Raw genomic sequence first — 23,093 nt, 5'->3', positions numbered from 1 at the left:
ATGATCGAAATCGAACTCGACGGGAAGAAGGTTCAGGTGCCCGAGGGCAGCATGGTCATGCATGCCGCCGACAAGGCAGGTACCTACATCCCTCACTTCTGCTATCACAAGAAGCTCTCGATCGCGGCCAACTGCCGCATGTGCCTGGTCGACGTCGAGAAGGCGCCCAAGCCCATGCCGGCCTGCGCCACGCCGGTCACGCAGGGAATGATCGTCCGCACCAAGAGCGACAAGGCGGTCAAGGCGCAGCAGAGCGTCATGGAGTTCCTGCTGATCAACCATCCGCTCGACTGCCCCATCTGCGATCAAGGCGGCGAATGCCAGCTGCAGGACTTGGCGGTGGGCTATGGCGGCTCGTCGTCGCGCTACGAAGAAGAAAAGCGCGTGGTCTTCCACAAGGAAGTCGGGCCGCTGCTGTCGATGGAAGAGATGACGCGCTGCATCCACTGCACGCGCTGCGTCCGGTTCGGCCAGGAAGTGGCCGGCGTGATGGAGCTCGGCATGATCCATCGCGGCGAGCATTCGGAGATCACCACCATCGCCGGCGACACTGTCGACTCCGAGCTGTCGGGCAACATGATCGACCTGTGCCCGGTCGGGGCGATCACCAGCAAGCCTTTCCGCTACCAGGCGCGCACCTGGGAGCTTTCGCGGCGCAAGAGCGTGAGCCCGCACGACAGCACCGGCGCCAACCTGATCGTGCAGATCAGGCAGGGCAAGGTGTTGCGCGTCGTACCGCTGGAGAACGAAGAGGTCAACGAGTGCTGGCTGGCCGATCGCGATCGCTTCTCCTACGAGGCGCTGAACAGCGACGACCGCCTTACGGCGCCCATGCTCAAGCAGGGCGGCGAGTGGAAGACGGTCGACTGGACGACTGCCCTCGACTACGTGGTGCGCGGCCTCACGCAGATCAAGGCCGATCACGGACCGCAGGCGATCGGCGCGCTGGGCTCGGCGCACAGCACCGTCGAGGAGCTGCACCTGCTGGCCAAGCTGGTGCGTGGCCTGGGCAGCGAGAACATCGACTACCGCACCCGGCACGCCGACTTCACGCAACCCGAGGGTGTGCGCTGGCTCGGCATGCCCATCTCGGCGCTGTCCAGCCTGCAGCGCGTGCTGGTCGTCGGATCGTTCCTGCGCAAGGATCATCCGTTGTTCGCGCAGCGGCTGCGCCAGGCGGCGAAGAAGGGCGGGCGAATCCACAGCTTGCATGCCGTGCACGACGACTGGGCGATGCCGCTGGCCGGCACGATGACGGCGCCGCCCGGTGCATGGGTGAATGCGCTCGCGTCGGTCGCTGCCGCCGTGGGCGCCGCCAAGGGCGTGAAGCCGCCGGTGGATGCCGAGGTCGGCAACGACGCCCAGGCGGTCGCCGACTCGCTGCTGTCCGGTGAGCGCAAGGCGGTGCTGCTCGGCAACGCCGCCGCCCAGCATCCGCAGGCATCGGCGCTGCTGTCACTGGCCAACTGGATCGGCGAGCAAACCGGCGCCGCGGTCGGCTACCTCACGGAAGACGCCAACACGGTCGGCGCGCAGCTGGTCAACGCGCTTCCCGGACAGGGCGGCCGCGACGCCGGGCAGATGCTCGCCGGCGACCTTCAGGCGTGCCTGCTGCTCAACGTCGAACCCGCCTTCGATGCGGCGCGACCCAACGCCGCTGTCGCGGCGCTGCGGACGGCCGAGATGGTGGTCGCGCTGACGCCGTTCAAGAACGCGGCGGTCGAGTGCGCCGACGTCCTGCTGCCGATCGCGCCGTTCGCCGAGACCTCGGGCACCTTCGTCAACGCCGAAGGCCGCGTGCAAAGCTTCCACGGCGTCGTGCGGCCGCGCGCCGACACCCGTCCGGCGTGGAAGGTGCTGCGCGTGCTCGGCAACATGCTCGGCCTGCCGGGCTTCGAATTCGAGACCTCGGAAGATGTCAAGGCCGAAGCGCTCGCGGGCGACATCGCCGCCCGCCTGAACAACCGGTCGTCCGCGGCGGTCTCGCTCGCCCCGTCCTCGCAGGATCTCGAGCGCGTGGCCGACGTGCCGATCTACTGCACCGACTCGCTGGTGCGGCGCGCGACTTCGCTGCAGCTCACGGCCGATGCCGCACCCCCGGTGGCGAGCGTGTCGCACGCGGTCTGGTCGCGACTCGGTCTGGCCGCCGGCGACCGCGTGCGCGTGATCCAGGACGGCGTCGAAGCGGTGCTGCCGGTGCGCCTGGACACCACGCTCGCCGACAGCGCCGTGCGCGTGCCGGCCGGCCATCCGGCAACGGCTTCGCTGGGCGCGATGTTCGGCGCGATCAGCGTCGCCAAGGCATAAGAAGGCGAGAACCGCGATGCTCGAATCCTTCCAGACCTTCGGCCACTCGATGCTGGGCGGTGCCTGGCCGGTGACCTGGACGCTCATCAAGATCGTGGCGGTGGTGCTTCCGCTGCTGCTGTGCGTGGCCTACCTCACCCTGTGGGAGCGCAAGGCGATCGGCTGGTCGCAGATCCGCCCCGGCCCCAACCGGGTCGGTCCGCTGGGGCTGCTGCAGCCCATTGCCGATGCGGTGAAGCTGATCTTCAAGGAGATCATCCTGCCGACGGCGGCCAACAAGGGCCTGTTCCTGCTCGGGCCGGTGATGACCATCATGCCGGCGCTCGCGGCGTGGGCGGTGATCCCCTTCGGCCCCGAGGTGGCGCTGGCCAACATCAACGCCGGCCTGCTGTTCGTGATGGCGATCACCTCGATGGAGGTGTACGGCGTCATCATTGCCGGCTGGGCGTCGAATTCGAAGTACGCCTTCCTCGGCGCGCTGCGCGCGTCGGCTCAGATGGTGAGCTACGAGATCGCGATGGGCTTCGCGCTGGTCGTCGTGCTGATGGTGTCGGGCAGCCTCAACCTGACCGACATCGTGATGGCGCAGGGCCGCGGCTATTTCGCCGATCGCATCGGGCTGACCTTCCTGAGCTGGAACTGGCTGCCGCTGCTGCCCATCTTCGTCGTGTACATCATCGCGGGCATCGCCGAGACCAACCGCCATCCGTTCGACGTGGTCGAAGGCGAGTCCGAGATCGTCGCTGGCCACATGGTCGAGTATTCCGGCATGGCCTTCGCCATGTTCTTCCTGGCCGAGTACGCCAACATCATCCTGGTGTCGATGCTGGCAACGGTGATGTTCCTCGGCGGCTGGCTGCCGCCGGTCGACGCCGCGCTGCTCAACTGGATTCCGGGCTGGATCTGGCTCGGCATCAAGGTGTTCGTCATCTGCACGCTGTTCCTCTGGGTCCGCGCCACCTTCCCGCGCTTTCGCTACGACCAGATCATGCGCCTGGGCTGGAAGATCTTCATTCCGGTCACGCTCGTCTGGCTGGTGGTCGTCGGTGCGTGGATCCAGTCTCCCTGGAACATCTGGAAGTAAGCCATAGGTGCCCCAATGGCCACAGCAATCAAAGACCTCTTCTCGAGCTTCATGCTCACCGAGCTGTTCAAGGGCATGGCCCTGACCGGCCGCCATTTCCTGTCGCGCAAGATCACGATCCAGTTTCCGGAAGAGAAGACGCCCCTCAGCCCGCGCTTTCGCGGCCTGCACGCGCTGCGCCGCTACGAGAACGGCGAGGAGCGCTGCATCGCCTGCAAGCTGTGCGAGGCCGTCTGCCCGGCGCTGGCGATCACGATCGAGTCGGACATCCGCGACGACGGCACCCGCCGCACCACGCGCTACGACATCGACCTGACCAAGTGCATCTTCTGCGGCTTCTGCGAGGAAAGCTGCCCGGTCGACTCCATCGTCGAGACGCACATCCTCGAATACCACGGCGAGAAGCGCGGCGACCTGTACTTCACGAAGGACATGCTGCTCGCGGTCGGCGACCGCTACGAAAAGGAAATCGCGGCCAACAAGGAGGCTGACGCCCGCTACCGCTGAGGTCACGCGCCTCGCGTGCCGGCCCGGCGAACACGTCGCGGGCCCAGGCGCTTCATAACCATGCAAACCATCACCGCGCTCTTCTACATCTTCTCGGCCGTGCTGCTGCTCGCCTCGTTCCGGGTGATCACCGCACGCAGCCCGGTCTACGCGGCGCTGTACCTGGTGCTGGCGTTCTTCTCTGCGGCATGCGTCTGGATGCTGCTGCGCGCCGAATTCCTCGCCATCTCGCTCGTGCTGGTCTACGTGGGAGCGGTGATGGTGCTGTTCCTGTTCGTCGTGATGATGCTCGACATCAACACCGACACCCTGCGCGAAGGCTTCTGGAAGCACTTCCCGGTGGCGCTGCTGGTCGGCGTGGTCATCGTGCTGGAAATGGCGCTGGTGCTGATGCCCGGCTTCGACGTGCGCAGCGCGCCGGCGCCCGACGCGGCCGCGCTGAAGCTCGGCAACAGCAAGCTGCTGGGCATCGAGATCTACACGAAGTACCTGTACCCGCTGCAGATTGCCGCGGTGCTGCTGCTGGTGGCCATCATCGCGGCCATTGCGCTCACCTTGCGCAAGCGCAAGGATTCCAAGTACATCGATCCGTCCGAGCAGGTCAAGGCGAAGAAGGCCGGCCGCGTGCGCATCGTGAAGATGCCGCCGACCATCGAGCTGCCGCCGCAGCCGGCCGCCGCCGCGGGAGAGCAGAAATGAGCATCGGCCTGGGCCACTACCTGTCGCTCGGCGCTGTGCTGTTCGCGCTGTCGGTGATCGGCATCTTCCTCAACCGCAAGAATCTGATCGTGTTGCTGATGTGCATCGAGCTGATGCTGCTCGCGGTCAACCTCAACTTCGTCGCGTTCTCGCACTACCTCGGCGACATGCAGGGACAGGTGTTCGTGTTCTTCATCCTCACCGTTGCCGCCGCCGAATCGGCGATCGGCCTTGCGATCCTCGTGGTGCTGTTCCGCAACCGCGCCACGATCAACGTCGACGAGCTCGATGCGCTGAAGGGCTGAAGAAGAGAACAACAACATGGCTGCACAACTGTCCTCCACCACGCTGCTGTGGGTTCCGCTCGCGCCCCTGGCCGGCGCCGTGATCGCCGGCTTCTTCGGCAAGACCATCGGCCGGCGCGGCGCCCACACCGTCACCATCCTCGGCGTCCTCATCTCGTTCATCCTGTCGGCGATGGTGCTCAAGTCGGTCGCCCTCGACGGGGCGCGCTTCAACGCCACGGTCTACGAGTGGATGGTGCTCGGCGACCTCAAGATGGAAGTCGGATTCCTCGTCGACGGCCTCACCGCGATGATGATGGCGGTCGTGAGCTTCGTCTCGCTGATGGTGCACATCTACACCATCGGCTACATGGAGGAGGACCCGGGCTATCAGCGCTTCTTCTCCTACATCTCGCTGTTCACGTTCTCGATGTTGATGCTCGTGATGAGCAACAACTTGCTGCAGCTCTTCTTCGGATGGGAGGCGGTGGGCCTCGTGTCCTACCTGCTGATCGGCTTCTGGTACACCAAGCCGAGCGCGATCTTCGCCAACATGAAGGCCTTCCTGGTGAACCGGGTGGGAGACTTCGGCTTCATCCTCGGCATCGGCCTCATCGTCGCGTACGCCGGCACGCTGAACTACGCCGACGCCTTCGCAAAGAGCGGCGAGCTCGCGCAGCTCAAGTTTCCGGGTACCGACTGGATGCTGATCACCGTCATCTGCATCTGCCTGTTCATCGGCGCGATGGGCAAGAGCGCGCAGTTCCCGCTCCACGTGTGGCTGCCCGACTCGATGGAAGGCCCCACGCCGATCTCGGCACTGATCCACGCGGCGACCATGGTGACGGCCGGCATCTTCATGGTGGCGCGCATGTCGCCGCTGTTCGAACTGTCCGACACGGCGCTCAGCTTCGTGATGGTCATCGGCGCCATCACCGCGCTGTTCATGGGCTTCCTGGGCATCATCCAGAACGACATCAAGCGCGTGGTCGCGTATTCCACGCTGTCGCAGCTGGGCTACATGACGGTGGCGCTGGGCGCTTCGGCGTACTCGGTGGCCGTGTTCCACCTCATGACCCACGCGTTCTTCAAGGCGCTGCTGTTCCTGGCCGCGGGCTCGGTGATCATCGGCATGCACCACGACCAGGACATCCGCAACATGGGCGGCCTGCGCAAGTACATGCCCATCACCTGGCTGACCTCGCTGCTGGGCTCGCTGGCGCTGATCGGCACGCCGTTCTTCGCGGGCTTCTACTCCAAGGACAGCATCATCGAGGCGGTGCACGCCAGCCACCTTCCCGGCGCGGGCTTCGCCTACTTCGCCGTGGCCGCCGGTGTCTTCGTCACCGCGTTCTATTCGTTCCGCATGTACTTCCTCGTCTTCCATGGCGAGGAGCGCTTCCACCACAAGCCGGCCCCGCCCGAGGACGACGATCCGCACCACGCGGCGCACGGTGACGAAGAGGGCAACCCGCACGAGTCGCCTTGGGTGGTCACCGCGCCGCTCGTGCTGCTGGCGGTGCCGTCCGTGGTCATTGGGTTCATGACCATCGGCCCCATGCTGTACGGCGGGTTCTTCAGGGATTCGATCGCGGTGATCGCCGAGCGTCACCCGGCGATGGAAGAGATGGCCAAGGAATTCCACGGTGCCGTCGCGATGGCGTTGCACGGATTGACGACGCTGCCGTTTTTCCTGGCACTCGCCGGCGTCGTGACTGCCTACGTCTTCTACCTGGTGAAGCCCGAGATCCCGGCGGCCATCAAGGCGCGCTTCGGCTTCGTCTACCGCTTGCTCGACAACAAGTACTACATGGACTGGATCAACGAGAACGTCTTCGCCCGCGCGGCCCGGTTGCTGGGACACGGGCTGTGGAAGGGCGGGGACCAGGGCCTGATCGACGGCGTGGTGATCAACGGTTCGGCGCGCGCCATCGGCGGCGCCGCCTCCGTCGTGCGGCTGGTCCAGACCGGCTTTCTGTACTGGTACGCGCTGGTGATGATCCTCGGCGTGGTGGGCCTGATGACCTGGCAGCTCTGGCCTTCGCTGCAAGCCGCCCTCAAGGGCATCTGACACGGGCTCGGAGAACGACAAGATGGGTTTGCTGAGCCTTGCCATTTGGATGCCGATCGTCGCCGGCACGGTGCTGCTGGCCATCGGGCGCGACGAACACGCTCGCAGCGTGCGCTGGATGGCGCTGATCGCCGCGCTGGCGAGCTTTCTCGTCACCGTTCCGCTGATCACCGGCTTCGACGTGTCCAGCGCCGCCATGCAGTTCCAGGAGAACCTGGCGTGGATCGACCGCTTCAACGTGCGCTACCGCCTCGGCGTCGACGGGCTGTCGCTGTGGTTCGTGCCGCTGACGGCCTTCATCACCGTGATCGTCGTCATCTCGGCGTGGGAGGTGATCGAGGAGCGCGTCAATCAGTACATGGGCGCGTTCCTGGTGCTGTCGGGCCTGATGGTGGGCGTCTTCACCGCCCTCGACGGGCTGCTGTTCTATGTCTTCTTCGAGGCCACGCTGATCCCGATGTACATCATCATCGGCGTGTGGGGCGGGCCGCGGCGCGTCTACGCGGCCTTCAAGTTCTTCCTGTACACGCTGGCCGGCTCGCTGCTGATGCTGGTGGCGCTGATCTACCTGTACTACAAGTCGGGCGGCAGCTTCGACATCCTCCAGTGGCACAAGCTGCCGCTGCCGATGCCGGCCCAGGTGCTGCTGTTCTTCGCCTTCTTTGCCGCCTTCTCGGTCAAGGTGCCGATGTGGCCGGTGCACACCTGGCTGCCCGACGCCCACGTCGAGGCGCCCACGGGCGGCTCGGTCGTGCTGGCCGCCATCATGCTGAAGCTGGGTGCCTATGGCTTCCTGCGCTTCTCGCTGCCCATCACGCCGGATGCGTCGAGGGAATACGCCTGGTTCGTCATCGGCCTGTCGCTGATCGCCGTGCTGTACATCGGCCTGGTCGCGCTGGTGCAGTCGGACATGAAGAAGCTGATCGCGTACTCGTCGGTTGCGCACATGGGCTTCGTGACGCTGGGCTTCTTCATCTTCAACGAGCTCGGCGTGGCCGGCGGCATCGTGCAGATGGTCTCGCACGGCTTCATCTCCGGCGCCATGTTCCTGTGCATCGGCGTGCTCTACGACCGCGTGCATTCGCGCGAGATCGCAGCCTACGGGGGCGTGGTCAACACCATGCCCAAGTTCGCCGCGCTGGCGGTGTTCTTCGGCATGGCCAACTGCGGGCTGCCGGCCACCAGCGGGTTCGTCGGCGAATGGATGGTCATTCTCGGCACGGTGAAGGTCGACTTCTGGCTCGCGCTGCTGGCGGCGACCACGCTGGTGTTCGGCGCGGCCTACACGCTGTGGATGGTCAAGCGGGTGTACTTCGGCCCGGTCGCCAACGACAACGTGCGCGCGCTGGCCGACGTGAACGCGCGCGAGTTCCTGATGCTGTCGCTGCTGGCCGCCGCCGTGCTGTGGATGGGCGTGTACCCCAAGCCCTTCACCGACCCGATGCACGCCTCGGTCACCCAGCTGCTGAAGCACGTGTCGGTGTCCAAGCTGAATTGAGAACAAGATGAACTGGCTCGCCGTCCTTCCCGAGATCGTGCTGCTGACCATGGCCTGCGTGGTGGCCATGGTCGACCTGTGGGTGGAGCACCCGCGGCGCACGCCCACCTACCTGCTCGCCCAGGCCTCGCTCGTCGTCGTCGCCGGCATGCACCTGTGGTTCTTCGACCAGGGGCTCACGACCTACGCGATGCAGCGCATGGTGGTGGCAGACCCGATGGGCCATCTGCTGGGCTTCTTCGCCACGCTGGCGATGATCGTCACGCTCGCCTATGCGCGCCCCTATGCCGCCGACCGCGAGATGCTCAAGGGCGAGCTGTTCACGCTGGCAATGTTCTCGCTGCTGGGCATCTGCGTGATGCTGTCGGCGAACAACTTTCTCGTCATCTACCTCGGCCTCGAGTTGATGAGCCTGTCGCTGTATGCGCTGACCGCGATGCGCCGCGAGCACCTCAACGCCACCGAGGCCGCGATGAAGTACTTCGTGCTCGGCGCGCTGGCCAGCGGCTTCCTGCTGTACGGCATGTCGATGATGTACGGTGCCACCGGCTCGCTGGAGATAGGCGAGGTCTTCAAGGCCATCGGCACCGGGCAGATCAACAAATCGGTGCTGACCTTCGGCGTGGTCTTCATCGTCGCCGGCCTCGGGTTCAAGCTGGGCGTGGTGCCCTTCCACATGTGGGTGCCCGACGTCTACCACGGCGCGCCCACCGCCATCACCCTGATGATCGGCGGCGCACCGGAGTTCGCTGCCTTCGCGATCACCATCCGGCTGCTCGTCGAGGGCATGCTGGGCCTGGCCGTCGACTGGCAGCAGATGCTCGTCGTGCTGTCGATCGGCTCGCTGATTCTGGGCAACCTCGTCGCCATCGCGCAGACCAACCTGAAGCGCATGCTGGCCTACTCGACCATCGGCCAGATGGGATTCATGCTGCTGGGCCTGTGCTCGGGCGTGGTCAACGGCAACACGCTGTCGGCCGCCAATGCCTACAGCTCCGCGATGTTCTACATCGTCACCTACGTGCTCACGACGCTGGGTACTTTCGGCGTGATCATGCTGTTGGCCCGCCAGGGCTTCGAGGCGGAGCAGATCGACGACTTCAAGGGCCTGGCGCGGCGCAGCCCGTGGTATGCCGGCGTGATGGCGATCTTCATGTTCTCGCTGGCCGGGGTGCCGCCGACGGTCGGCTTCTACGCCAAGCTGGCAGTGCTGCAGGCGCTGGTGTCGACCAACGTCGAAGGCTTCATCTGGCTCGCGGTGATCGCCGTCTTGCTGTCGCTGGTGGGCGCCTTCTACTACATCCGCCTCGTGAAGATCATGTACTTCGACGAGCCGACCGACACGGCCACCATCGTGGCCACCGGCGACGTGCGCGCGCTCCTGTCGCTCAACGGCGCGGCGGTGCTGCTGTTCGGCGTGCTGCCCGGCGGGCTGATGGCGCTGTGCGCCGAGGCGATCGTCAAGGCCTTGGCGACCTGATCCGATGTTCTCTTCAGCCGCGGTCTGGCTGGTCGTCCTCATTGCCGTCGTCGCGGCCAACCTGCCATTCGTCAACGAGCGCGTGTTCGCGGTGGGTCCGAAGCGCTCGCCCAAGGCGCTCGCGTGGCGGGCCCTGGAACTCATCGTGCTGTGGGGCCTCACGCTCGGCATCGGATTTGCTCTCGAAGCGCATCTGGGGCAGCGCCAGCCGCAGGGCTGGGAGTTCTATGCAGCCTTCGCGTGCCTGTTCCTCACGTTGGCCTTTCCGGGCTTCGTCTGGCGTTACCTGCGGCGGCACTGAACCCACTTCGTGCCTGCCCGCGATGAAGGACTGAGATGACCGACGACGACCATCTGCGCGAGACCACCGTCTCTTCGGAGCAGGTGTACCGGGGACGCCTGCTCGACGTGCGCTGCGACACTGTGCGCCTGCCCAATGGACGTACGGCGACCCGCGAATACGTGGTGCACCCGGGCGCGGTGATGGTCGTGCCCATGCTCGAGGACGGCCGCCTGGTGATCGAGCGGCAGTACCGCCATCCGCTGCAGCGCGTGATGCTCGAGTTTCCCGCCGGCAAGATCGATGAAGGCGAGCCGGGCTTCACCTGCGCGGTGCGCGAGCTGGCCGAGGAAACCGGCTACCGGGCGCGGGAATGGGCCCAGGCCGGCGTCCTGCACAACGCCATCGGCTACTCCAACGAAGGCATCGAGATCTGGTTCGCTCGTGGCCTGACGCTTGGGGAGCGAGGCCTCGATGACGGCGAGTTCCTCGACGTGTCCACCGCCACGCTGGAGGAGCTGCTCGAGCGCGCACGGCATGGCGAGCTGACCGACGCCAAGACGCTGATCGCGCTGCTCTGGTTGCAGAATTGGCAGGCGGGCCGCTGGCCGCTGAGCTGGTTTGCGCCGACCTGAGCGGCGGGTCGTCATAATCCCTTCATGAAGGTCCTCGATCTGCGCTGCACGCACGAACACCGCTTCGAGGGCTGGTTCGCCTCCGACGACGATTTCGAGTCCCAGCGCGAACGCGGGCTGGTCGCCTGCCCGCTGTGCGGCGACGCCGCCATCACGCGGTTGCCTTCCGCCCCGCGGCTCAACGTGTCCGGCGCGCGCGAACCCATGCCGGCTGCGGCCCAGCGGGGCGTCGGCGAGGCGCCCATCGACATGACGATGCAGGCTGCCTGGCTGCAGGCGGTGCAGCACGTCATCTCCAACACCGTCGACGTCGGCGACCGTTTCGCCGAAGAGGCGCGCCGCATCCACTACGGCGAAGTCGACGAGCGTGCCATCCGCGGTCGCGCCACGCGCGAAGAAGCGCAGGCGCTGAAGGAAGAGGGCATCGAGGTCATGTCACTGCCCATCCCGGCCGCGATCAAGGGCACTGTCCAGTAGGTCGGTCGGGGGCACCCCCGACCAGCGTGGCGCCTACAACACCCGCCCTGGATTCAGCACCCCGTGCGGATCGAGCGCCTGCTTGATCGCCCGCATCAGCGCCAGCGCCACCGGCGCCTTGCGCACCTTGAGCTCCTCGCGCTTCAATTCGCCGATGCCGTGCTCCGCCGAGATCGACCCGCCATGCGCGACCACTGCGTCGTAGACCAGCGAGTTGACTGCTGCCTCGTTCTCGCGCAGGAACTCCGCTTCCGACCCCCCTTCAGGCGCCTGCACGTTGTAGTGCAGGTTGCCGTCGCCGAGATGTCCGAAGTCCACCAGGCGCGCGCCGGGGAAGGCTTTCGACAGCGCGGCGTCGGTGCTCGCGACGAAGGCCGGGATGCGCGACACGGGCAGCGAGATGTCGTGCTTGACGTTGAGCCCTTCCTCGGCTTGCGCCAGCGGGATGGATTCGCGCAGGTGCCACATGGCATGCGACTGCTCCAGGCTTTCGGCGATCGCCGCGTCGGCGATGAGGCCGTCTTCGAGCGCCGATTCGAGCAGCGACTCGAACAGCGAGCGTGCGTGCACCTCGCCTTCCGTGTCCGACTGCTCCAGCAGCACCATCCACGGAGACGGCGGCAGCGGTTGCGCGAGCTGGGGGAAGTGCCGCCGCACGAGCGTCAGCGCGAACTCGCCCATCACCTCGAAGCCGGTGAGGCCCGCCCCGAGACGCGCCTGGGCGCGCTGCAGCAGCTGCACCGCGAGCTCCATGGACGCCACCGCGGCGAGGGCCGTGGTGACCGCGGCTGGCTGCGGGAAGAGCTTGAGCGTCGCGCCGGTGATGATGCCCAGCGTGCCCTCGCTGCCGATGAACAGATCGCGCAGGTCGTAGCCGGTGTTGTCCTTGCGCAATCCGCTCAGGCCGTCCCAGACCTCGCCGGCGGCCGTGACCACCTCGAGCCCGAGGCACAGCTCGCGTGCGTTGCCGTAGCGCAGCACCTGCGTGCCCCCGGCGTTGGTCGCGAGGTTGCCGCCGATGGTGCAGCTTCCTTCGGCGGCCAGGCTGAGCGGAAACAGCAGGCCATTGGCCTGCGCGTGTTCCTGCACCGTCTGCAGCACGCAGCCGGCGTCGACCGTCATCGTGAGGTTGGCGGTGTCGAGCTCCCGAATGCGGTTGAGCCGGGTCAGGCTGAGCAACACTTGCGAGCCGCTCGCATCGGGCACCGAGCCGCCCACCAGGCCGGTATTGCCGCCTTGCGGCACCACGCTCGCGCCGTGCGCCGCGCAGGCGGCCATGGCGGCGGCGACTTCGGCGGTCGATCCCGGGCGGACCACGGCCAGCGCCCGGCCGCGGTAGCGCTTGCGCCAGTCGATCTCCCACGCCGACAGGTCGCCGTCGTGCAGCACGTGGCGCTCGCCGACGGCGGCACGCAAGTCGTCCAGGAGCTCATTCATGCATGACCATCCTTTGCCTGCTGCAGCCGCCAGCGCACATGCGTCGCGCAGGCAGCGAACAGCACCAGGCACAGCACCACCTCGATGACCGCCAGCGGCACGCCGGGACCGTGATCGCTGGTCGCGCGTACGACCCCCTCGGTGAAGTAGACCCACACCAGCAGGCTGACCCAGCGGTACGTGTACATGCGGTTCTTCAGCAAGCCGGCCAGCGGGATCGTGAGCGGCAGCACCTTCCACGCGAGCAGCTTCTGTCCGGTCGGCGCCAGCCAGAGCTCCCACGCGAGGCCCAGCACGATCAGCCCGAGCAGGCTCGCCACGGCTGCTGCACGGGTGCGTGCGACGGTGGACGGCAGAGGGGGCAGCGGGGGCATTGAGGCATCATAGCCAGCGATGAATTCCCCGACGACGACGTTCAGTGCGAGCTGGCGTGGACAGCTCGCGCGCCTGGTGCAGACGCTGCAGACCTGGCCGTGGCTGGACACGATGAAGACGCTGCGCCAGCGCTTTCGCGAGGACAGGCTCGGCATCACTGCCAGCAGCCTCACCTTCACCACGCTGATCTCGCTGGTCCCGCTGGTCACCGTGATGCTGGCGATCTTCTCCGCCTTTCCGATGTTCGCCACCTTCCAGAGCAACGTCGAGAAGTACTTCCTGCAGTCGCTCGTGCCTCCGACGATCGCCAAGCCGGTGCTGTCGGCGCTCACGCAATTCGCCAGCAAGGCCAACCGCCTGGGCACCGTCGGCCTGGTGTTCCTCGTCTTCACGGCGATCGCGCTGATGCTGACGATAGACCGCACGCTGAACGCGATCTGGCGCGTGCGCACGCCTCGGCCGATCACCCAACGTGTGCTGGTGTACTGGGCCGCCGTGACGCTGGGCCCGCTGCTGCTCGGAGCCAGCCTGACGGTCACGTCGTACGCGCTGTCTGCATCCCAGGGCATCGTCGGCACGCCGCCGGGAGGCGTCACCTTGCTGCTGGACTCGCTGGTGTTCGTGCTCATCGCCATCGGCATGGCGGGACTTTTCCATTACGTGCCGAACACCACCGTGCGCTGGACGCATGCCTTTGCCGGCGGCTTCTTCGTCGCCCTCGGCTTCGAGATCGCCAAGCGGGTGCTGGGCTGGTACCTGCGACAGGTGCCTGGATACGCGATGGTGTACGGCGCCTTTGCCACCGTGCCGATCTTCCTCGTGTGGATCTATCTCGGCTGGGTCATCGTGCTGCTCGGCGCGGTGATCGCGGCCTACGCCCCAAGCCTGCAGATGCGCGTCGTGCGCCTGCCCGACATCCCGGGCTCGCGTCTGCACCTCGCGGTGACCATCCTGCGTGCGCTGGCGCGCGCGCGTCAGATGTCGAGCCATGGCCTCGCCCTGGCCGAGCTGTCGCAAGCGCTGCGCACCGATCCGCTGCAGATCGAGCCGATCCTCGAGACGCTGGTGGCCATCGATTGGGCCGGCCGGCTGGACGAATCGGGGGCGCAGCGTTACGTGCTGCTCTGCGATCCCGCGACGACCAAGGCCGCACCGCTGCTGTCGCAGCTGCTGCTGGAGCCGGGGCTGGCCCTGCGCAAGTTCTGGCAGCGGGCAGGGCTCGGCGAGATGACGCTTCGCGAGCTGATCGAGGATTGAGCCGGCCCGTCGGGGCTGCGCTGCGCTTCACCCCCGACAGGCTTCATTGCCTCACTTCACCGCCTGCACCCGGTCGTACAGCTCCTTCGGCCACGGTGCGTCGGGCGCCGTCACCGCCTTCTGCACCGCCTGGATGAACGGCCCGCGGTCGACCTTGACCACCGTCTTGCCGCGCTTCTCGAACTCGCCGACCAGGGCGTTCTCGGCCGCGACGATCTCCTGCGTGGCGGTGTTCGAAGCCTCCCAGAGGACGTCGCCGAAGACCTTCTTCTCGTCGGCCGAGAGCTTGCTCCAGGTGCCCGAGCCGACGATGGTCACCAGCGACTCGGTGATGTGCCCGGTGAGCACGATGTACTTCTGCACCTCGTAGAACTTCTTCGCGTCGATGGTGGGCAGCGGGTTCTCCTGGGCGTCGACGGTGCCGTTCTGCAGCGCCAGGTAGACCTCGGCGAAGGCGATGGGGGTCGGGTTCGCGCCGACCGCCTTGGGGAACATCATCATCAGCGGCGCGTCGGGCACCCGCAGCTTCATGCCCTTCATGTCGTCGGGCTTCTGCACGATCTTGTTGGCCGTCAGGTGGCGCTGGCCGTAGTAGGTGTAGCCGGCGATGTGGTGGCCGCCGCTTTTCACCTCGTACTGCTGGGCGAGCTCCTTGAAGATCGGGCCGTTGCGAAAGGCCTGCCAATGGCTGAAGTCGCGGAAGATGAACGGACCCGAGGCAATCGACATCGGCGGATACGTGCGGCCCGCGAAGGCCATGCCGGTGTAGATGATGTCCACCGTTCCGAGCGTGAGACCCTGGTTGATGTCGGTCTCCTTGCCCAGCGTCGACGCCGGAAACACCTCGATCTGGTACTTGCCGTTGGTGCGCTTCTTGATCTCCTCGGCCGCCCAAAGCGCCTGCTTGTGGTACGCCTCGCTGACTTCGTACACGTGAGCCCACTTGAGCTTCGTCTGGGCCTGCGCGGCGCCGGCGAGGCCGAGGGCGGCCAGCAGTGCGAGGCCGCCGAGCCGCTTGAGCGTGTTGCGTTTCATCGGAGTCTCCTGTCTTGTTGAGAGAGCGGGCGGGACGGCTGCCTCACCCGAGAGCCTTGGGCAGCCACAGTGAAATCGAAGGAATGAAGGTGACCAGCGCCAGCGACGCCAGCAGCGGGACGAGCCACGGCAGGATGGCCATCGTCGTGCGCTCGACCGACAGCCGCGCGACGCGCGCCAGGACGAACAGCACCAGGCCCATCGGCGGATGCAGCAGGCCGATCATCAGGTTGAGCACCATCACCAGGCCGAAGTGGATCGGATCGATGCCGAGCTGATGCACGATGGGCAGCAGGATGGGCACGAGGATGGTGATGGCCGCCGTGGGCTCGAGGAAGCAGCCGACGAAGAGCATCAGCGCGTTGGCCAGAAGGAGGAACTCCCATGGCTCGTTGGCGAAGGTCAGGATCCACTGCGCGATCATCTCGGTGGTGCGGGTGGCGGTGAGCATCCAGCCGAAGATGGACGCCGCGGCAACGATGAGGAGCACGGTGGCCGTCGTCTCCACCGTGTCCATCGAGGCCTTGACGAACATCCTCCAGCTCAAGGTGCGGTACCACACGACACCCAGGAACAGCGCCCACACCGAGGCCGCGATCGCGCCTTCGGTGGCGGTGAACACGCCCGTGGTCATGCCGCCGATCAGCAGCACCGGCGTCATGATCGGCAGCACGGCGCTGAAGCCGAAGTAGCGATCCGCGCCGAGCAGCAGCGCCATCGCCAAGGGGAACGCCACCGTCATGCTCGCGCCTGCCTGGGCCGCGAGCCACAAGCCCAGCGGGAACACGACCACGACGGCCAGCTCGGCGAAGGCCTTGCGCACCCGGTGCCACTCCAGCTTGGTGTCGCGGCCCCAGCCGTTGCGATGGGCGAACCACGCGACCGTGAGCATCATCAGCAGCGTCATCACCGCGCCCGGCATCAGGCCGGCGAGGAACAGCGCGCCGACCGACACGTTGGCGAACATGCCGTAGATGACGAAGGGCAGCGAAGGCGGAATGATGGGACCGAGGGTCGCCGAGGCGGCCGTCACGCCAACCGCGAACTCCGGCGCATAGCCTTGCTCGCGCATCGCCTTGATCTCGATCGTGCCGAGCCCGGCTGCGTCGGCGATGGCCGTGCCGCTCATGCCGGCGAACACCACCGAGCCGACGATGTTCACGTGTCCCAGGCCGCCCTTGAGCCAGCCCACCAGCGATAGCGCGAAGTTGTAGATGCGCGTGGTGATGCCGCCGACGTTCATCAGGTTGCCGGCAAGGATGAAGAACGGCACCGCGAGAAGCGGGAAGCTGTCGATGCCACCGACCATGCGATGGATCACGACGAAGGGCGGCGGGTTGCCGGCGATCAGCACGTAGACCAGGGATGCGCCGGCCATGGCGATGGCCACCGGGATGCCGGCGCCCATCATTGCCAGGAACAGCAGCTTGAACGCGCCCGGGCTCATGGCTGCATCTCCGCCAGCTCCGGCTTCTCGAGCACGGAGGCGCCGCGCTTCCAGTTGGCGACGGCGACACCGATCGAGCGCCACGTCATCAACCCGAATCCGACCAGCACCGCGCCGTAGACGAGCCCCATGGGCAGATCGACCACCGCCATGCGGCTCGAGCCTATGCGCTGCATGAGCTGCCAGGTGAGGCCGATGCAGGCAGCGAAGAAGACGATGCGCACCAGGTCGACCAGTGTCGACATCACCCGCATCAGCCGCGCGGGCAGCAGGTGGTAGAAGAAGTCGACCTGGATGTGGTTGTTCTTGCGCACGCACATGGCGGCGCCGACGAACACGGTCGTGACCAGCAGGTAGCGAGCGATCTCCTCGGTCCATGCGGCCGAATCGTTCAGCGCGTAGCGGGTGAAGAACTGGTAGAAGACCGTGAGCCCGAGCAGCCAGAACAGCGCCAGGGCCAGCCAGTCTTCCGCCCGATAACGAGCGAGGTCGATGGCCTCGTCGTGGATCTCGAACTCGCCCGCCTCGTTGATGAGATGCGCCTCGGGCGTCGCGGTGTCGCGGCTCAGGGTGTCGTCCATGGATGGCTTGGTGTCAGTCTGTCGGCTTCCGGCCGGAAGCTCGGCGACCGCCTGCTGCCGGATCGTTGGCATGGATGGGCATGAGACGGCCGACGGCAATGGCCAAGTGGTCAGGCCAATGTGGATGGTCGAGATGTACGACCTCTTCGTCAATCGGGTGGTTTCCCTGTGGGATACGCTTGATGAATTACTCTAGATAGATAGCATAAGTCATTGAATTTGCAGAAAAAGAAGGCGTTACGGGTTGACTGACAAGTGCTCCGGGACTGGCTTAACCGTGGCATACACTTCGCGAGGTTAGAGTGCGCTCGAAAGATGCTCACGGCCCCTCGCCGACCCCGCGAAGCACCGTTCGCTCCCCCCATGCGTTTTCGAATTGCACTTCCACGGAGCGCGGATCTCCGAAACGCAGCAGGTAGCTCGACGAGCCGCCCTCGACGACGAAGCGGAACAGCAGCACGAAGGTGTCGTCGCCGGTCCATGTCCCCTTGACGGCGGTGTAGCCGCTCGACGCCTCGCCTACGCGGAACAGGCCGTCGAGGCCGATCGCCCCGCGCAGGCGTCGCGGCGGCAGGCCCGGCCGGAGCGGCTCGAGCTCGATCTGGTAAGACCCCTCCGCCGCCTCCAGGTCGAGCTGCAGCGACTGCACGCCCAGCGCATTGGGCTCGAAGCGGAACCATCGTCGCGACACCGCGCGACCAAGGTCCGGTGCTGGCCGCACCGGCGATCGCCGCTCCGCCGTGGCTTCCTCGACATGCCGCGCCAGAAGAGCCTCGCCCTTCGGATTCGCTGGCAGCGGGCTGTCCGACCTCATCGCGGCGCGCAAGCCCTTCATCAGCTCGACGAACGAGAAGTTGCCGCGTCCGGTGGTCACGGCGACGGCGTCCAGGGCCGGCATCACGACGATGAGCTGCCGGTGGTAGCCCGCGGCCATGTAGGCGCCGTATTCGGGCAGCACCCACCATCCGTTGGCGTAGCGAAACGGCGTGACGCCGCCGAGCCGCATGTCGATGAGGCTGCCGCGGATCGAATCGACCCAGCCGCGCGGCAGCAGGCGCCGGCCGTCCCACACGCCATCGCGCAGGTACAGATGGCCGATCTTCGCCATGTCGCGCGGCTGCAGGTACAGGCCGTAGCCGCCGGTGGAAACGCCCTGCGGATCCTGTCGCCAGGCGAGATCGCGGATGCCGAGCGGCTTGAAGAGCGCTTCCTCGGCGTAGCCACGTGCGCTGCGACCGGCGACGCGGCCGACCAGCGCGGACAGCAGTTGGGAGTTGCCGCTGTTGTAGTCGAAGGCCTCGCCCGGCGCGCGCGCCATCGGCCGGTCGAGCACGAACTGCTGCCAGTCAGCGCTGCGCTCCATCTCGATGGCGGTTCTCGGCGCGCCTGACAACGGCTCCTGCCAGTCGATGCCGGAGGTCATGTCGAGCAGGTGCTGCACCGTGATTGCCTTCTTGCGCTCGTCCAGCGACGCGATGCGGCGGTCGCCGAACAGCTCCACGATGGGCTGGTCGAGGCGCGGCAGAAGCCCCTGGTGCAGCGCGATCCCGGCCAGCGTGCCGATCACCCCCTTGGTGGCCGAATGGACGGCGTGCCGCATCCCGGCGCGAAACGGCGCGTAGTGCGCCTCGAGCACGATGCTGCCGTGGCGGGCGACGAGCAGACTGTCCATCTCGCTCGCTGCGCCGAAATCGATCAGCGAGGCGAGGGCGGTGGAATCGACGCCCTCTGCTTCAGGGGCGGAAACCGGCCAGTCGACGGTGGGCCAGGGCCGGTCGACCGCCGCGGCGGGCTGCGGCAGCGCAAGACTCAGCGCGACGAGCCATCCAGCGGCACGCACGGCGCTTCCCTGTGGTGCATCACCCGGTTCTTGCCGAGCCGCTTGGCGGCGTACATCGCGTCGTCGGCCAGCTGCAGCAGCTTCATGGGATGCTGCGCATCGGACGGCGCCAGCGCATAGCCGATGCTCGCGCTGATGATCGACGACATCTGGCGGACCGCGTCGAGCATGTGCAGCGCGAGGGCCTCCGCGCCCGCGCTGTCACGCACTGCCGCCAGCACCAGGAACTCGTCGCCGCCGAAGCGGCCGACGGCATCCTCGATGCGCACCGCCGACTGCAGCGCGGCGCCCACGTCGACCAGCAGCTGGTCGCCCGCCTGGTGGCCCAGGCGGTCGTTGACGCCCTTGAAGCCGTCGAGGTCGACGAAGAACAGCGCCACCGGGCGCTCCGCCGCCTCCAGCATGGCGGCCTCGATGCGATCCATCATCGTTCGCCGGCTCAGCACGTCGGTCAGCGAGTCGCGCTCGACACTGCGCTTGAGCTTTTCCTGCGCCATCGTCAGCTCGTGCACGTCGATCGTCACCGTGTACAGGCCGCGCACGTGTCGCCGGGCGTCGAAATCGGGCACGTAGCTGGTGCGCAGCCAGCGCGGTCCCTGCGGCAGCCGGTCGACCAGGCGCGTGTATTGCACCGTCTGGCCCTTGAGCGCCCGCTCGAAGAAGGGCGCGTGCTCCGACCAGCGCCTGGCGCCGCGCACTTCGCCGATGTGGCGCCCGAGCAGATCGGCGGCGCGCATGCCGGTCGCTTCGCAATACGCCTTGTTGACGAAGCGCAGCACGAAGCCTCGGTCGACGTAGGTGAGCGGGTAGGGGATGTTTTCGGTGAAGCGATCGAGGCGCTCGCGCGCCGCTTCCAGTGCCTCGCGCGCCAGCACGTCCTCGTGGATGTCGAAGGCGATCGTGAAGACGGCTTCCACGCGCCCCTGAGGATCGAGGTCCGGAAACACCTGGATGCGGGCCCAGCGCGCCGACTGGTGGCCGTGCGTCAACCGCCGCTCGTAGTTGACGGTGCGGCCGCAGAACGCCTCGGCGAACGCCGGCTCGGCGCGCCGCCATGCGTCTTCTCCGTAGAGCTCGTGCAGCGTGCGGCCGATCAGCTCTTCGCGCGATCGCTCCGCCCAGCCGAGGTAGGGGTTGTTGCAGAAGACCAGGCGGGCCTCGCGGTCCCAGCGGCCGATCGGCAGGTCGATCGCGTCGACCAGGCGCTCGATGTGCAAGAGCCGGTGGGTGAGGAGAGAGTCGCCGGCGGACATCGGGTGGTGGCGCTGCTCAGAACGGAATCTTGCCGGTCCAGATGTCCTTGTACATGACCCAGTCGCCCATGAAGCTGTACAGCGGGCGCTTGAACGACGCCGGCTTGTTCTTCTCGAAGGCGAAGTGGCCGATCCAGGCGAAGCCGTAGCCGCACAGGAGCCCGTACAGCAGGTATTGCGGCCGCCCGGTGACCACGAGCATCGCCAGGCACGCAAGCGCGAGCGTGGAGCCGACGAAGTGCAGCCGCCGGCAGGTCCGGTTTCGGTGCTCCCCGAGGTAGAAGGGATAGAACTCGGCGAAGGTCTTGAACGCCTTGGGATCGTTTTCTGCGGTGACCGTGCTCATCCGGACTGCTCCTGCTTCAGCGCGTCGCGCAGGGCATTCAACACCGCGTCGGGTGACTCCAGCATCAGGGAATGCCCACAGGGCAGCGTCGCCACCCGTGCGGAAAGCGCGGCCGCGAGCTCCCGCGCGGCCTGGGGCGAAGTCATCTGGTCGCGCTCGCCGACGATGAGCTGCACCGGGCAGCGCACCTGCGACGCCGCCTCGAAGCCGTGCGCATAGCGGTCGCAGACACCGAAGTCGTGCAGGAACAGGTTGATCTCGGGATTGGCCGCCTGGATGCGTCGCATCAGCGTGCGGTTGGCGCCTTGCAGCCAAGCGCCGGGTCCGGGGTAGGACGGCTTGGCGGCGGTGCTCGAGAACGAAAGCGCATTGACCATGTCGATCGCCTTCAGCGGCGCTTCGCGGGCGGTGGCCAGCAGGGCGTCGGAAACCTTCATCGGATACGCCGTGCCGATCATCACCAGGCGCGTGATCCGCTCGGGCGCGCGTGCGGCGGCTTCCAGTGCGATCAGCGAGCCCATGCTGTGGCCCACCAGCGCGGCCTGGCGCACATCGGCGGCGTCCAGCAGCGCGAGGGTCCAGTGCGCCAGCGCCTCGACGTCGGCCAGCGGCGGTCCTTCGCTGCGGCCATGGCCCGGCTCGTCGACGGCGAGCACGGCGTGGCCGTGGTGCGCCGCCCAGCGCGCCAGCAGGGTCCACGCGCTGTGGTCGTGCAGCGCGCCATGCAGGAAGACGATGCACGGCAGCGTGGGGTCGAACGGCTTGCCGCCCGTGTAGGCATAGGCGCTGCGGCCCGCGACGTCGACCTTCATCGGCGCCCCGCCTTCTCGGCCGCCCGCAGGGCCCGCTTCAGGTCGTCGACGAGGTCGTCGGCATCCTCCAGGCCTATCGACAGGCGGATCGTCCCCGGTGTGATGCCCGCCTGCGCGAGGGCGGCATCGTCCATGCGGAAGTGCGTGGTCGACGCCGGATGGATCACCAGCGAGCGGCAGTCGCCGACGTTGGCCAGGTGCGAGAACAGGCGCAGCGCCTCGATGAAGGCCTTGCCTTGCTCGCGGCTGCCCTTGAGGTCGAAGCTGAACACCGAGCCGCAGCCGCGCGGCAGCAGCCGCCGGGCCAGCGCATGGCTGGGATGGCCTTCGAGCTCCGGATAGCCCACGCGCTCGACCATCGCGTGCGAGGCCAGGAAGCCCACCACCTTGCGCGTGTTCTCCACGTGGCGCGCCATGCGCAGCGGCAGCGTCTCTATGCCCTGCAGGATGAGCCACGCGGTGTGCGGGCTCATGCAGGCGCCGAAGTCACGCAATCCCTCGCGCCGCGCGCGCAGCAGGAAGGCGCCCACCGTGCTCTCCTCGCTGAACACCATGCCGTGGAAGCCTTCGTACGGCTCGCTCAGCTCCGGGAAGCGGCCCGAGGCGTCCCAGTCGAATCGGCCGCTGTCGACCAGCACGCCGCCGATGACCGTGCCGTGGCCGGAGAGGAACTTGGTGGCCGAGTGATAGACCAGATCGGCGCCCCAGTCGAAGGGCTTCATCAGGAATGGCGTGGTGAAGGTCGAGTCGACCAGCAGCGGCAGCCGGTGCTCGTGGGCGAGCGCTGCTACCGTGGGGATGTCGAGCACGTCGAGACCCGGATTGCCGAGCGTCTCGCCGAAGAGCAGCCGCGTGTTCGGCCGGATCGCGGCGCGCCAGCCGTCGATGTCGCCGGGCTGCACGAAGGTGGTCTCGATGCCGAAGCGCGCCAGCGTGTAGTGCAACAGGTTGTGCGAACCGCCGTAGAGCGCCGCGCTGGAGACGATGTGCGAGCCGGCGCCGGCCAGCGTGCAGATCGCAAGGTGCAGCGCCGCCTGGCCGCTGGCCGTGGCGATGCTGCCGGCGCCGCCTTCGAGTGCGGCCACCCGCTCTTCGAGCACCGCGTTGGTGGGATTCGAGATGCGGCTGTAGACGTGACCCGAGCGCTCCATGTTGAACAGGGACGCCGCGTGCTCGCTGTTCTCGAACACGAACGAAGTCGTGAGGTGGATGGGCACGGCGCGCGCGCCGGTGGCCGGGTCGGGAGCCGCGCCGGCATGCAGCGCGAGGGTGTCGAATGCGGGGTCGGAGGCGCCGGCCATGGGGGATTCCTCGAGGCAGCGAATCTGTCGTGCCGACAGATTCCAGGGTGTTGCTCCCGGGCATTGTGGGCTATATTGAACCGTCCA

Annotated in this window: 22 protein-coding genes; 12 read left to right on the top strand and 10 right to left on the bottom strand. The window is 67.0% G+C overall.

What is annotated here, in order from left to right:
- The 11 genes from nuoG to P7V53_RS17000 are packed head-to-tail and all read left to right on the top strand — an operon-like array spanning position 1 to position 11,322.
- Positions 1 to 2,307, top strand: a complete 2,307-nt coding sequence (gene nuoG, locus P7V53_RS17050; protein WP_280150622.1) for an NADH-quinone oxidoreductase subunit NuoG — start codon at positions 1 to 3, stop codon at positions 2,305 to 2,307.
- A 16-nt stretch (positions 2,308 to 2,323) separates the two neighbouring features.
- Complete coding sequence (nuoH, locus tag P7V53_RS17045; RefSeq protein WP_280150621.1) at positions 2,324 to 3,391, top strand: NADH-quinone oxidoreductase subunit NuoH; 1,068 nt, start codon at positions 2,324 to 2,326, stop codon at positions 3,389 to 3,391.
- A gap of 15 nt (positions 3,392 to 3,406) precedes the next feature.
- Complete coding sequence (nuoI, locus tag P7V53_RS17040; protein WP_280150620.1) at positions 3,407 to 3,898, top strand: NADH-quinone oxidoreductase subunit NuoI; 492 nt, start codon at positions 3,407 to 3,409, stop codon at positions 3,896 to 3,898.
- A gap of 60 nt (positions 3,899 to 3,958) precedes the next feature.
- A complete protein-coding gene (locus tag P7V53_RS17035) occupies positions 3,959 to 4,597 on the top strand; it encodes an NADH-quinone oxidoreductase subunit J (protein WP_280150619.1) in 639 nt (212 codons plus the stop codon).
- The gene (nuoK, locus tag P7V53_RS17030; RefSeq protein ID WP_280150618.1) at positions 4,594 to 4,902 is read left to right on the top strand and encodes an NADH-quinone oxidoreductase subunit NuoK; all 309 of its coding nucleotides are present in this window, start codon (positions 4,594 to 4,596) and stop codon (positions 4,900 to 4,902) included. Before P7V53_RS17035 ends, nuoK begins: the two co-directional genes overlap by 4 nt.
- A gap of 16 nt (positions 4,903 to 4,918) precedes the next feature.
- A complete protein-coding gene (gene nuoL / locus P7V53_RS17025; RefSeq protein WP_280150617.1) occupies positions 4,919 to 6,952 on the top strand; it encodes an NADH-quinone oxidoreductase subunit L in 2,034 nt (677 codons plus the stop codon).
- Between the two features lie 22 nt (positions 6,953 to 6,974).
- Positions 6,975 to 8,450 (top strand): NADH-quinone oxidoreductase subunit M, encoded by a 1,476-nt coding sequence (locus P7V53_RS17020; RefSeq protein ID WP_280150616.1) that lies wholly within the window; start codon positions 6,975 to 6,977, stop codon positions 8,448 to 8,450.
- Positions 8,446 to 9,930 carry an NADH-quinone oxidoreductase subunit NuoN gene (nuoN, locus tag P7V53_RS17015; RefSeq protein ID WP_280156541.1) on the top strand — a complete coding sequence of 495 codons (1,485 nt, stop codon included), beginning with the start codon at positions 8,446 to 8,448 and terminating at the stop codon, positions 9,928 to 9,930. The genes P7V53_RS17020 and nuoN overlap by 5 nt, the downstream gene beginning before the upstream one ends.
- Positions 9,931 to 9,934: 4 nt before the next feature.
- Positions 9,935 to 10,231: a DUF2818 family protein gene (locus P7V53_RS17010; RefSeq protein WP_280150615.1), complete on the top strand. Its 297-nt coding sequence runs from the start codon at positions 9,935 to 9,937 to the stop codon at positions 10,229 to 10,231.
- Positions 10,232 to 10,266: 35 nt separating this feature from the next.
- Entirely contained in the window at positions 10,267 to 10,845 is a 579-nt protein-coding gene (locus tag P7V53_RS17005; protein WP_280150614.1) for an NUDIX hydrolase, read from the top strand.
- 24 nt (positions 10,846 to 10,869) lie between these two features.
- Positions 10,870 to 11,322, top strand: coding sequence for a DUF1178 family protein (locus tag P7V53_RS17000; protein ID WP_280150613.1), 453 nt, complete (start codon positions 10,870 to 10,872; stop codon positions 11,320 to 11,322).
- A gap of 33 nt (positions 11,323 to 11,355) precedes the next feature.
- On the opposite strand, the gene P7V53_RS16995 is transcribed toward P7V53_RS17000, so the two are convergent.
- A complete protein-coding gene (locus tag P7V53_RS16995; protein ID WP_280150612.1) occupies positions 11,356 to 12,759 on the bottom strand; it encodes an FAD-binding oxidoreductase in 1,404 nt (467 codons plus the stop codon).
- The gene (locus P7V53_RS16990) at positions 12,756 to 13,133 is read right to left on the bottom strand and encodes a DUF2069 domain-containing protein (protein WP_280150610.1); all 378 of its coding nucleotides are present in this window, start codon (positions 13,131 to 13,133) and stop codon (positions 12,756 to 12,758) included. Before P7V53_RS16990 ends, P7V53_RS16995 begins: the two co-directional genes overlap by 4 nt.
- A 19-nt stretch (positions 13,134 to 13,152) precedes the next feature.
- On the opposite strand from P7V53_RS16990, the gene P7V53_RS16985 reads away from it, so the two are divergent.
- Positions 13,153 to 14,391, top strand: a complete 1,239-nt coding sequence (locus P7V53_RS16985) for a YihY family inner membrane protein (RefSeq protein WP_280150609.1) — start codon at positions 13,153 to 13,155, stop codon at positions 14,389 to 14,391.
- A gap of 51 nt (positions 14,392 to 14,442) precedes the next feature.
- Here the strand turns inward: P7V53_RS16985 and P7V53_RS16980 are convergent, their stop codons facing one another.
- From P7V53_RS16980 to P7V53_RS16945, 8 genes are all read right to left on the bottom strand, one after another.
- Complete coding sequence (locus P7V53_RS16980) at positions 14,443 to 15,426, bottom strand: sialic acid TRAP transporter substrate-binding protein SiaP (protein WP_280150608.1); 984 nt, start codon at positions 15,424 to 15,426, stop codon at positions 14,443 to 14,445.
- A gap of 43 nt (positions 15,427 to 15,469) precedes the next feature.
- Entirely contained in the window at positions 15,470 to 16,873 is a 1,404-nt protein-coding gene (locus P7V53_RS16975) for a TRAP transporter large permease (protein ID WP_280150606.1), read from the bottom strand.
- Entirely contained in the window at positions 16,870 to 17,454 is a 585-nt protein-coding gene (locus tag P7V53_RS16970; protein ID WP_280150605.1) for a TRAP transporter small permease, read from the bottom strand. The genes P7V53_RS16975 and P7V53_RS16970 overlap by 4 nt, the downstream gene beginning before the upstream one ends.
- 319 nt (positions 17,455 to 17,773) lie before the next feature.
- The gene (locus P7V53_RS16965; RefSeq protein WP_280150604.1) at positions 17,774 to 19,294 is read right to left on the bottom strand and encodes a serine hydrolase; all 1,521 of its coding nucleotides are present in this window, start codon (positions 19,292 to 19,294) and stop codon (positions 17,774 to 17,776) included.
- Positions 19,264 to 20,547, bottom strand: a complete 1,284-nt coding sequence (locus P7V53_RS16960) for a diguanylate cyclase (RefSeq protein ID WP_280150603.1) — start codon at positions 20,545 to 20,547, stop codon at positions 19,264 to 19,266. Before P7V53_RS16960 ends, P7V53_RS16965 begins: the two co-directional genes overlap by 31 nt.
- Before the next feature lie 16 nt (positions 20,548 to 20,563).
- Positions 20,564 to 20,893: an Mpo1-like protein gene (locus tag P7V53_RS16955; RefSeq protein ID WP_280150602.1), complete on the bottom strand. Its 330-nt coding sequence runs from the start codon at positions 20,891 to 20,893 to the stop codon at positions 20,564 to 20,566.
- Positions 20,890 to 21,705, bottom strand: coding sequence for an alpha/beta hydrolase (locus P7V53_RS16950; protein WP_280150601.1), 816 nt, complete (start codon positions 21,703 to 21,705; stop codon positions 20,890 to 20,892). The genes P7V53_RS16955 and P7V53_RS16950 overlap by 4 nt, the downstream gene beginning before the upstream one ends.
- Positions 21,702 to 23,006, bottom strand: a complete 1,305-nt coding sequence (locus tag P7V53_RS16945) for an O-acetylhomoserine aminocarboxypropyltransferase (RefSeq protein WP_280150600.1) — start codon at positions 23,004 to 23,006, stop codon at positions 21,702 to 21,704. Before P7V53_RS16945 ends, P7V53_RS16950 begins: the two co-directional genes overlap by 4 nt.
- Positions 23,007 to 23,093 lie beyond the last annotated feature (87 nt).

The sequence above is a fragment of the Piscinibacter sp. XHJ-5 genome, from assembly GCF_029855045.1.
Taxonomy (GTDB): domain Bacteria; phylum Pseudomonadota; class Gammaproteobacteria; order Burkholderiales; family Burkholderiaceae_C; genus Albitalea.
Note: the sequence above shows the minus strand (reverse complement) of the source record. Positions and strands in the feature narration are given on the sequence as shown.

Excerpts from the sequence above, each read along its gene's own strand:
- P7V53_RS16970 (WP_280150605.1), bottom strand. The coding sequence starts at position 17,454 with ATGGACGACACCCTGAGCCGCGACACCGCGACGCCCGAGGCGCATCTC.
- P7V53_RS16960 (WP_280150603.1), bottom strand. The coding sequence starts at position 20,547 with ATGTCCGCCGGCGACTCTCTCCTCACCCACCGGCTCTTGCACATCGAG.
- P7V53_RS16980 (WP_280150608.1), bottom strand. The coding sequence starts at position 15,426 with ATGAAACGCAACACGCTCAAGCGGCTCGGCGGCCTCGCACTGCTGGCC.
- nuoL (WP_280150617.1), top strand. The coding sequence starts at position 4,919 with ATGGCTGCACAACTGTCCTCCACCACGCTGCTGTGGGTTCCGCTCGCG.
- nuoH (WP_280150621.1), top strand. The coding sequence starts at position 2,324 with ATGCTCGAATCCTTCCAGACCTTCGGCCACTCGATGCTGGGCGGTGCC.
- P7V53_RS16990 (WP_280150610.1), bottom strand. The coding sequence starts at position 13,133 with ATGCCCCCGCTGCCCCCTCTGCCGTCCACCGTCGCACGCACCCGTGCA.
- nuoG (WP_280150622.1), top strand. The coding sequence starts at position 1 with ATGATCGAAATCGAACTCGACGGGAAGAAGGTTCAGGTGCCCGAGGGC.
- P7V53_RS17020 (WP_280150616.1), top strand. The coding sequence starts at position 6,975 with ATGGGTTTGCTGAGCCTTGCCATTTGGATGCCGATCGTCGCCGGCACG.
- P7V53_RS17010 (WP_280150615.1), top strand. The coding sequence starts at position 9,935 with ATGTTCTCTTCAGCCGCGGTCTGGCTGGTCGTCCTCATTGCCGTCGTC.
- P7V53_RS16945 (WP_280150600.1), bottom strand. The coding sequence starts at position 23,006 with ATGGCCGGCGCCTCCGACCCCGCATTCGACACCCTCGCGCTGCATGCC.
- nuoI (WP_280150620.1), top strand. The coding sequence starts at position 3,407 with ATGGCCACAGCAATCAAAGACCTCTTCTCGAGCTTCATGCTCACCGAG.
- P7V53_RS16995 (WP_280150612.1), bottom strand. The coding sequence starts at position 12,759 with ATGAATGAGCTCCTGGACGACTTGCGTGCCGCCGTCGGCGAGCGCCAC.
- P7V53_RS16985 (WP_280150609.1), top strand. The coding sequence starts at position 13,153 with ATGAATTCCCCGACGACGACGTTCAGTGCGAGCTGGCGTGGACAGCTC.
- P7V53_RS16955 (WP_280150602.1), bottom strand. The coding sequence starts at position 20,893 with ATGAGCACGGTCACCGCAGAAAACGATCCCAAGGCGTTCAAGACCTTC.
- P7V53_RS16975 (WP_280150606.1), bottom strand. The coding sequence starts at position 16,873 with ATGAGCCCGGGCGCGTTCAAGCTGCTGTTCCTGGCAATGATGGGCGCC.
- P7V53_RS17035 (WP_280150619.1), top strand. The coding sequence starts at position 3,959 with ATGCAAACCATCACCGCGCTCTTCTACATCTTCTCGGCCGTGCTGCTG.
- P7V53_RS17000 (WP_280150613.1), top strand. The coding sequence starts at position 10,870 with ATGAAGGTCCTCGATCTGCGCTGCACGCACGAACACCGCTTCGAGGGC.
- P7V53_RS17005 (WP_280150614.1), top strand. The coding sequence starts at position 10,267 with ATGACCGACGACGACCATCTGCGCGAGACCACCGTCTCTTCGGAGCAG.
- nuoK (WP_280150618.1), top strand. The coding sequence starts at position 4,594 with ATGAGCATCGGCCTGGGCCACTACCTGTCGCTCGGCGCTGTGCTGTTC.
- P7V53_RS16950 (WP_280150601.1), bottom strand. The coding sequence starts at position 21,705 with ATGAAGGTCGACGTCGCGGGCCGCAGCGCCTATGCCTACACGGGCGGC.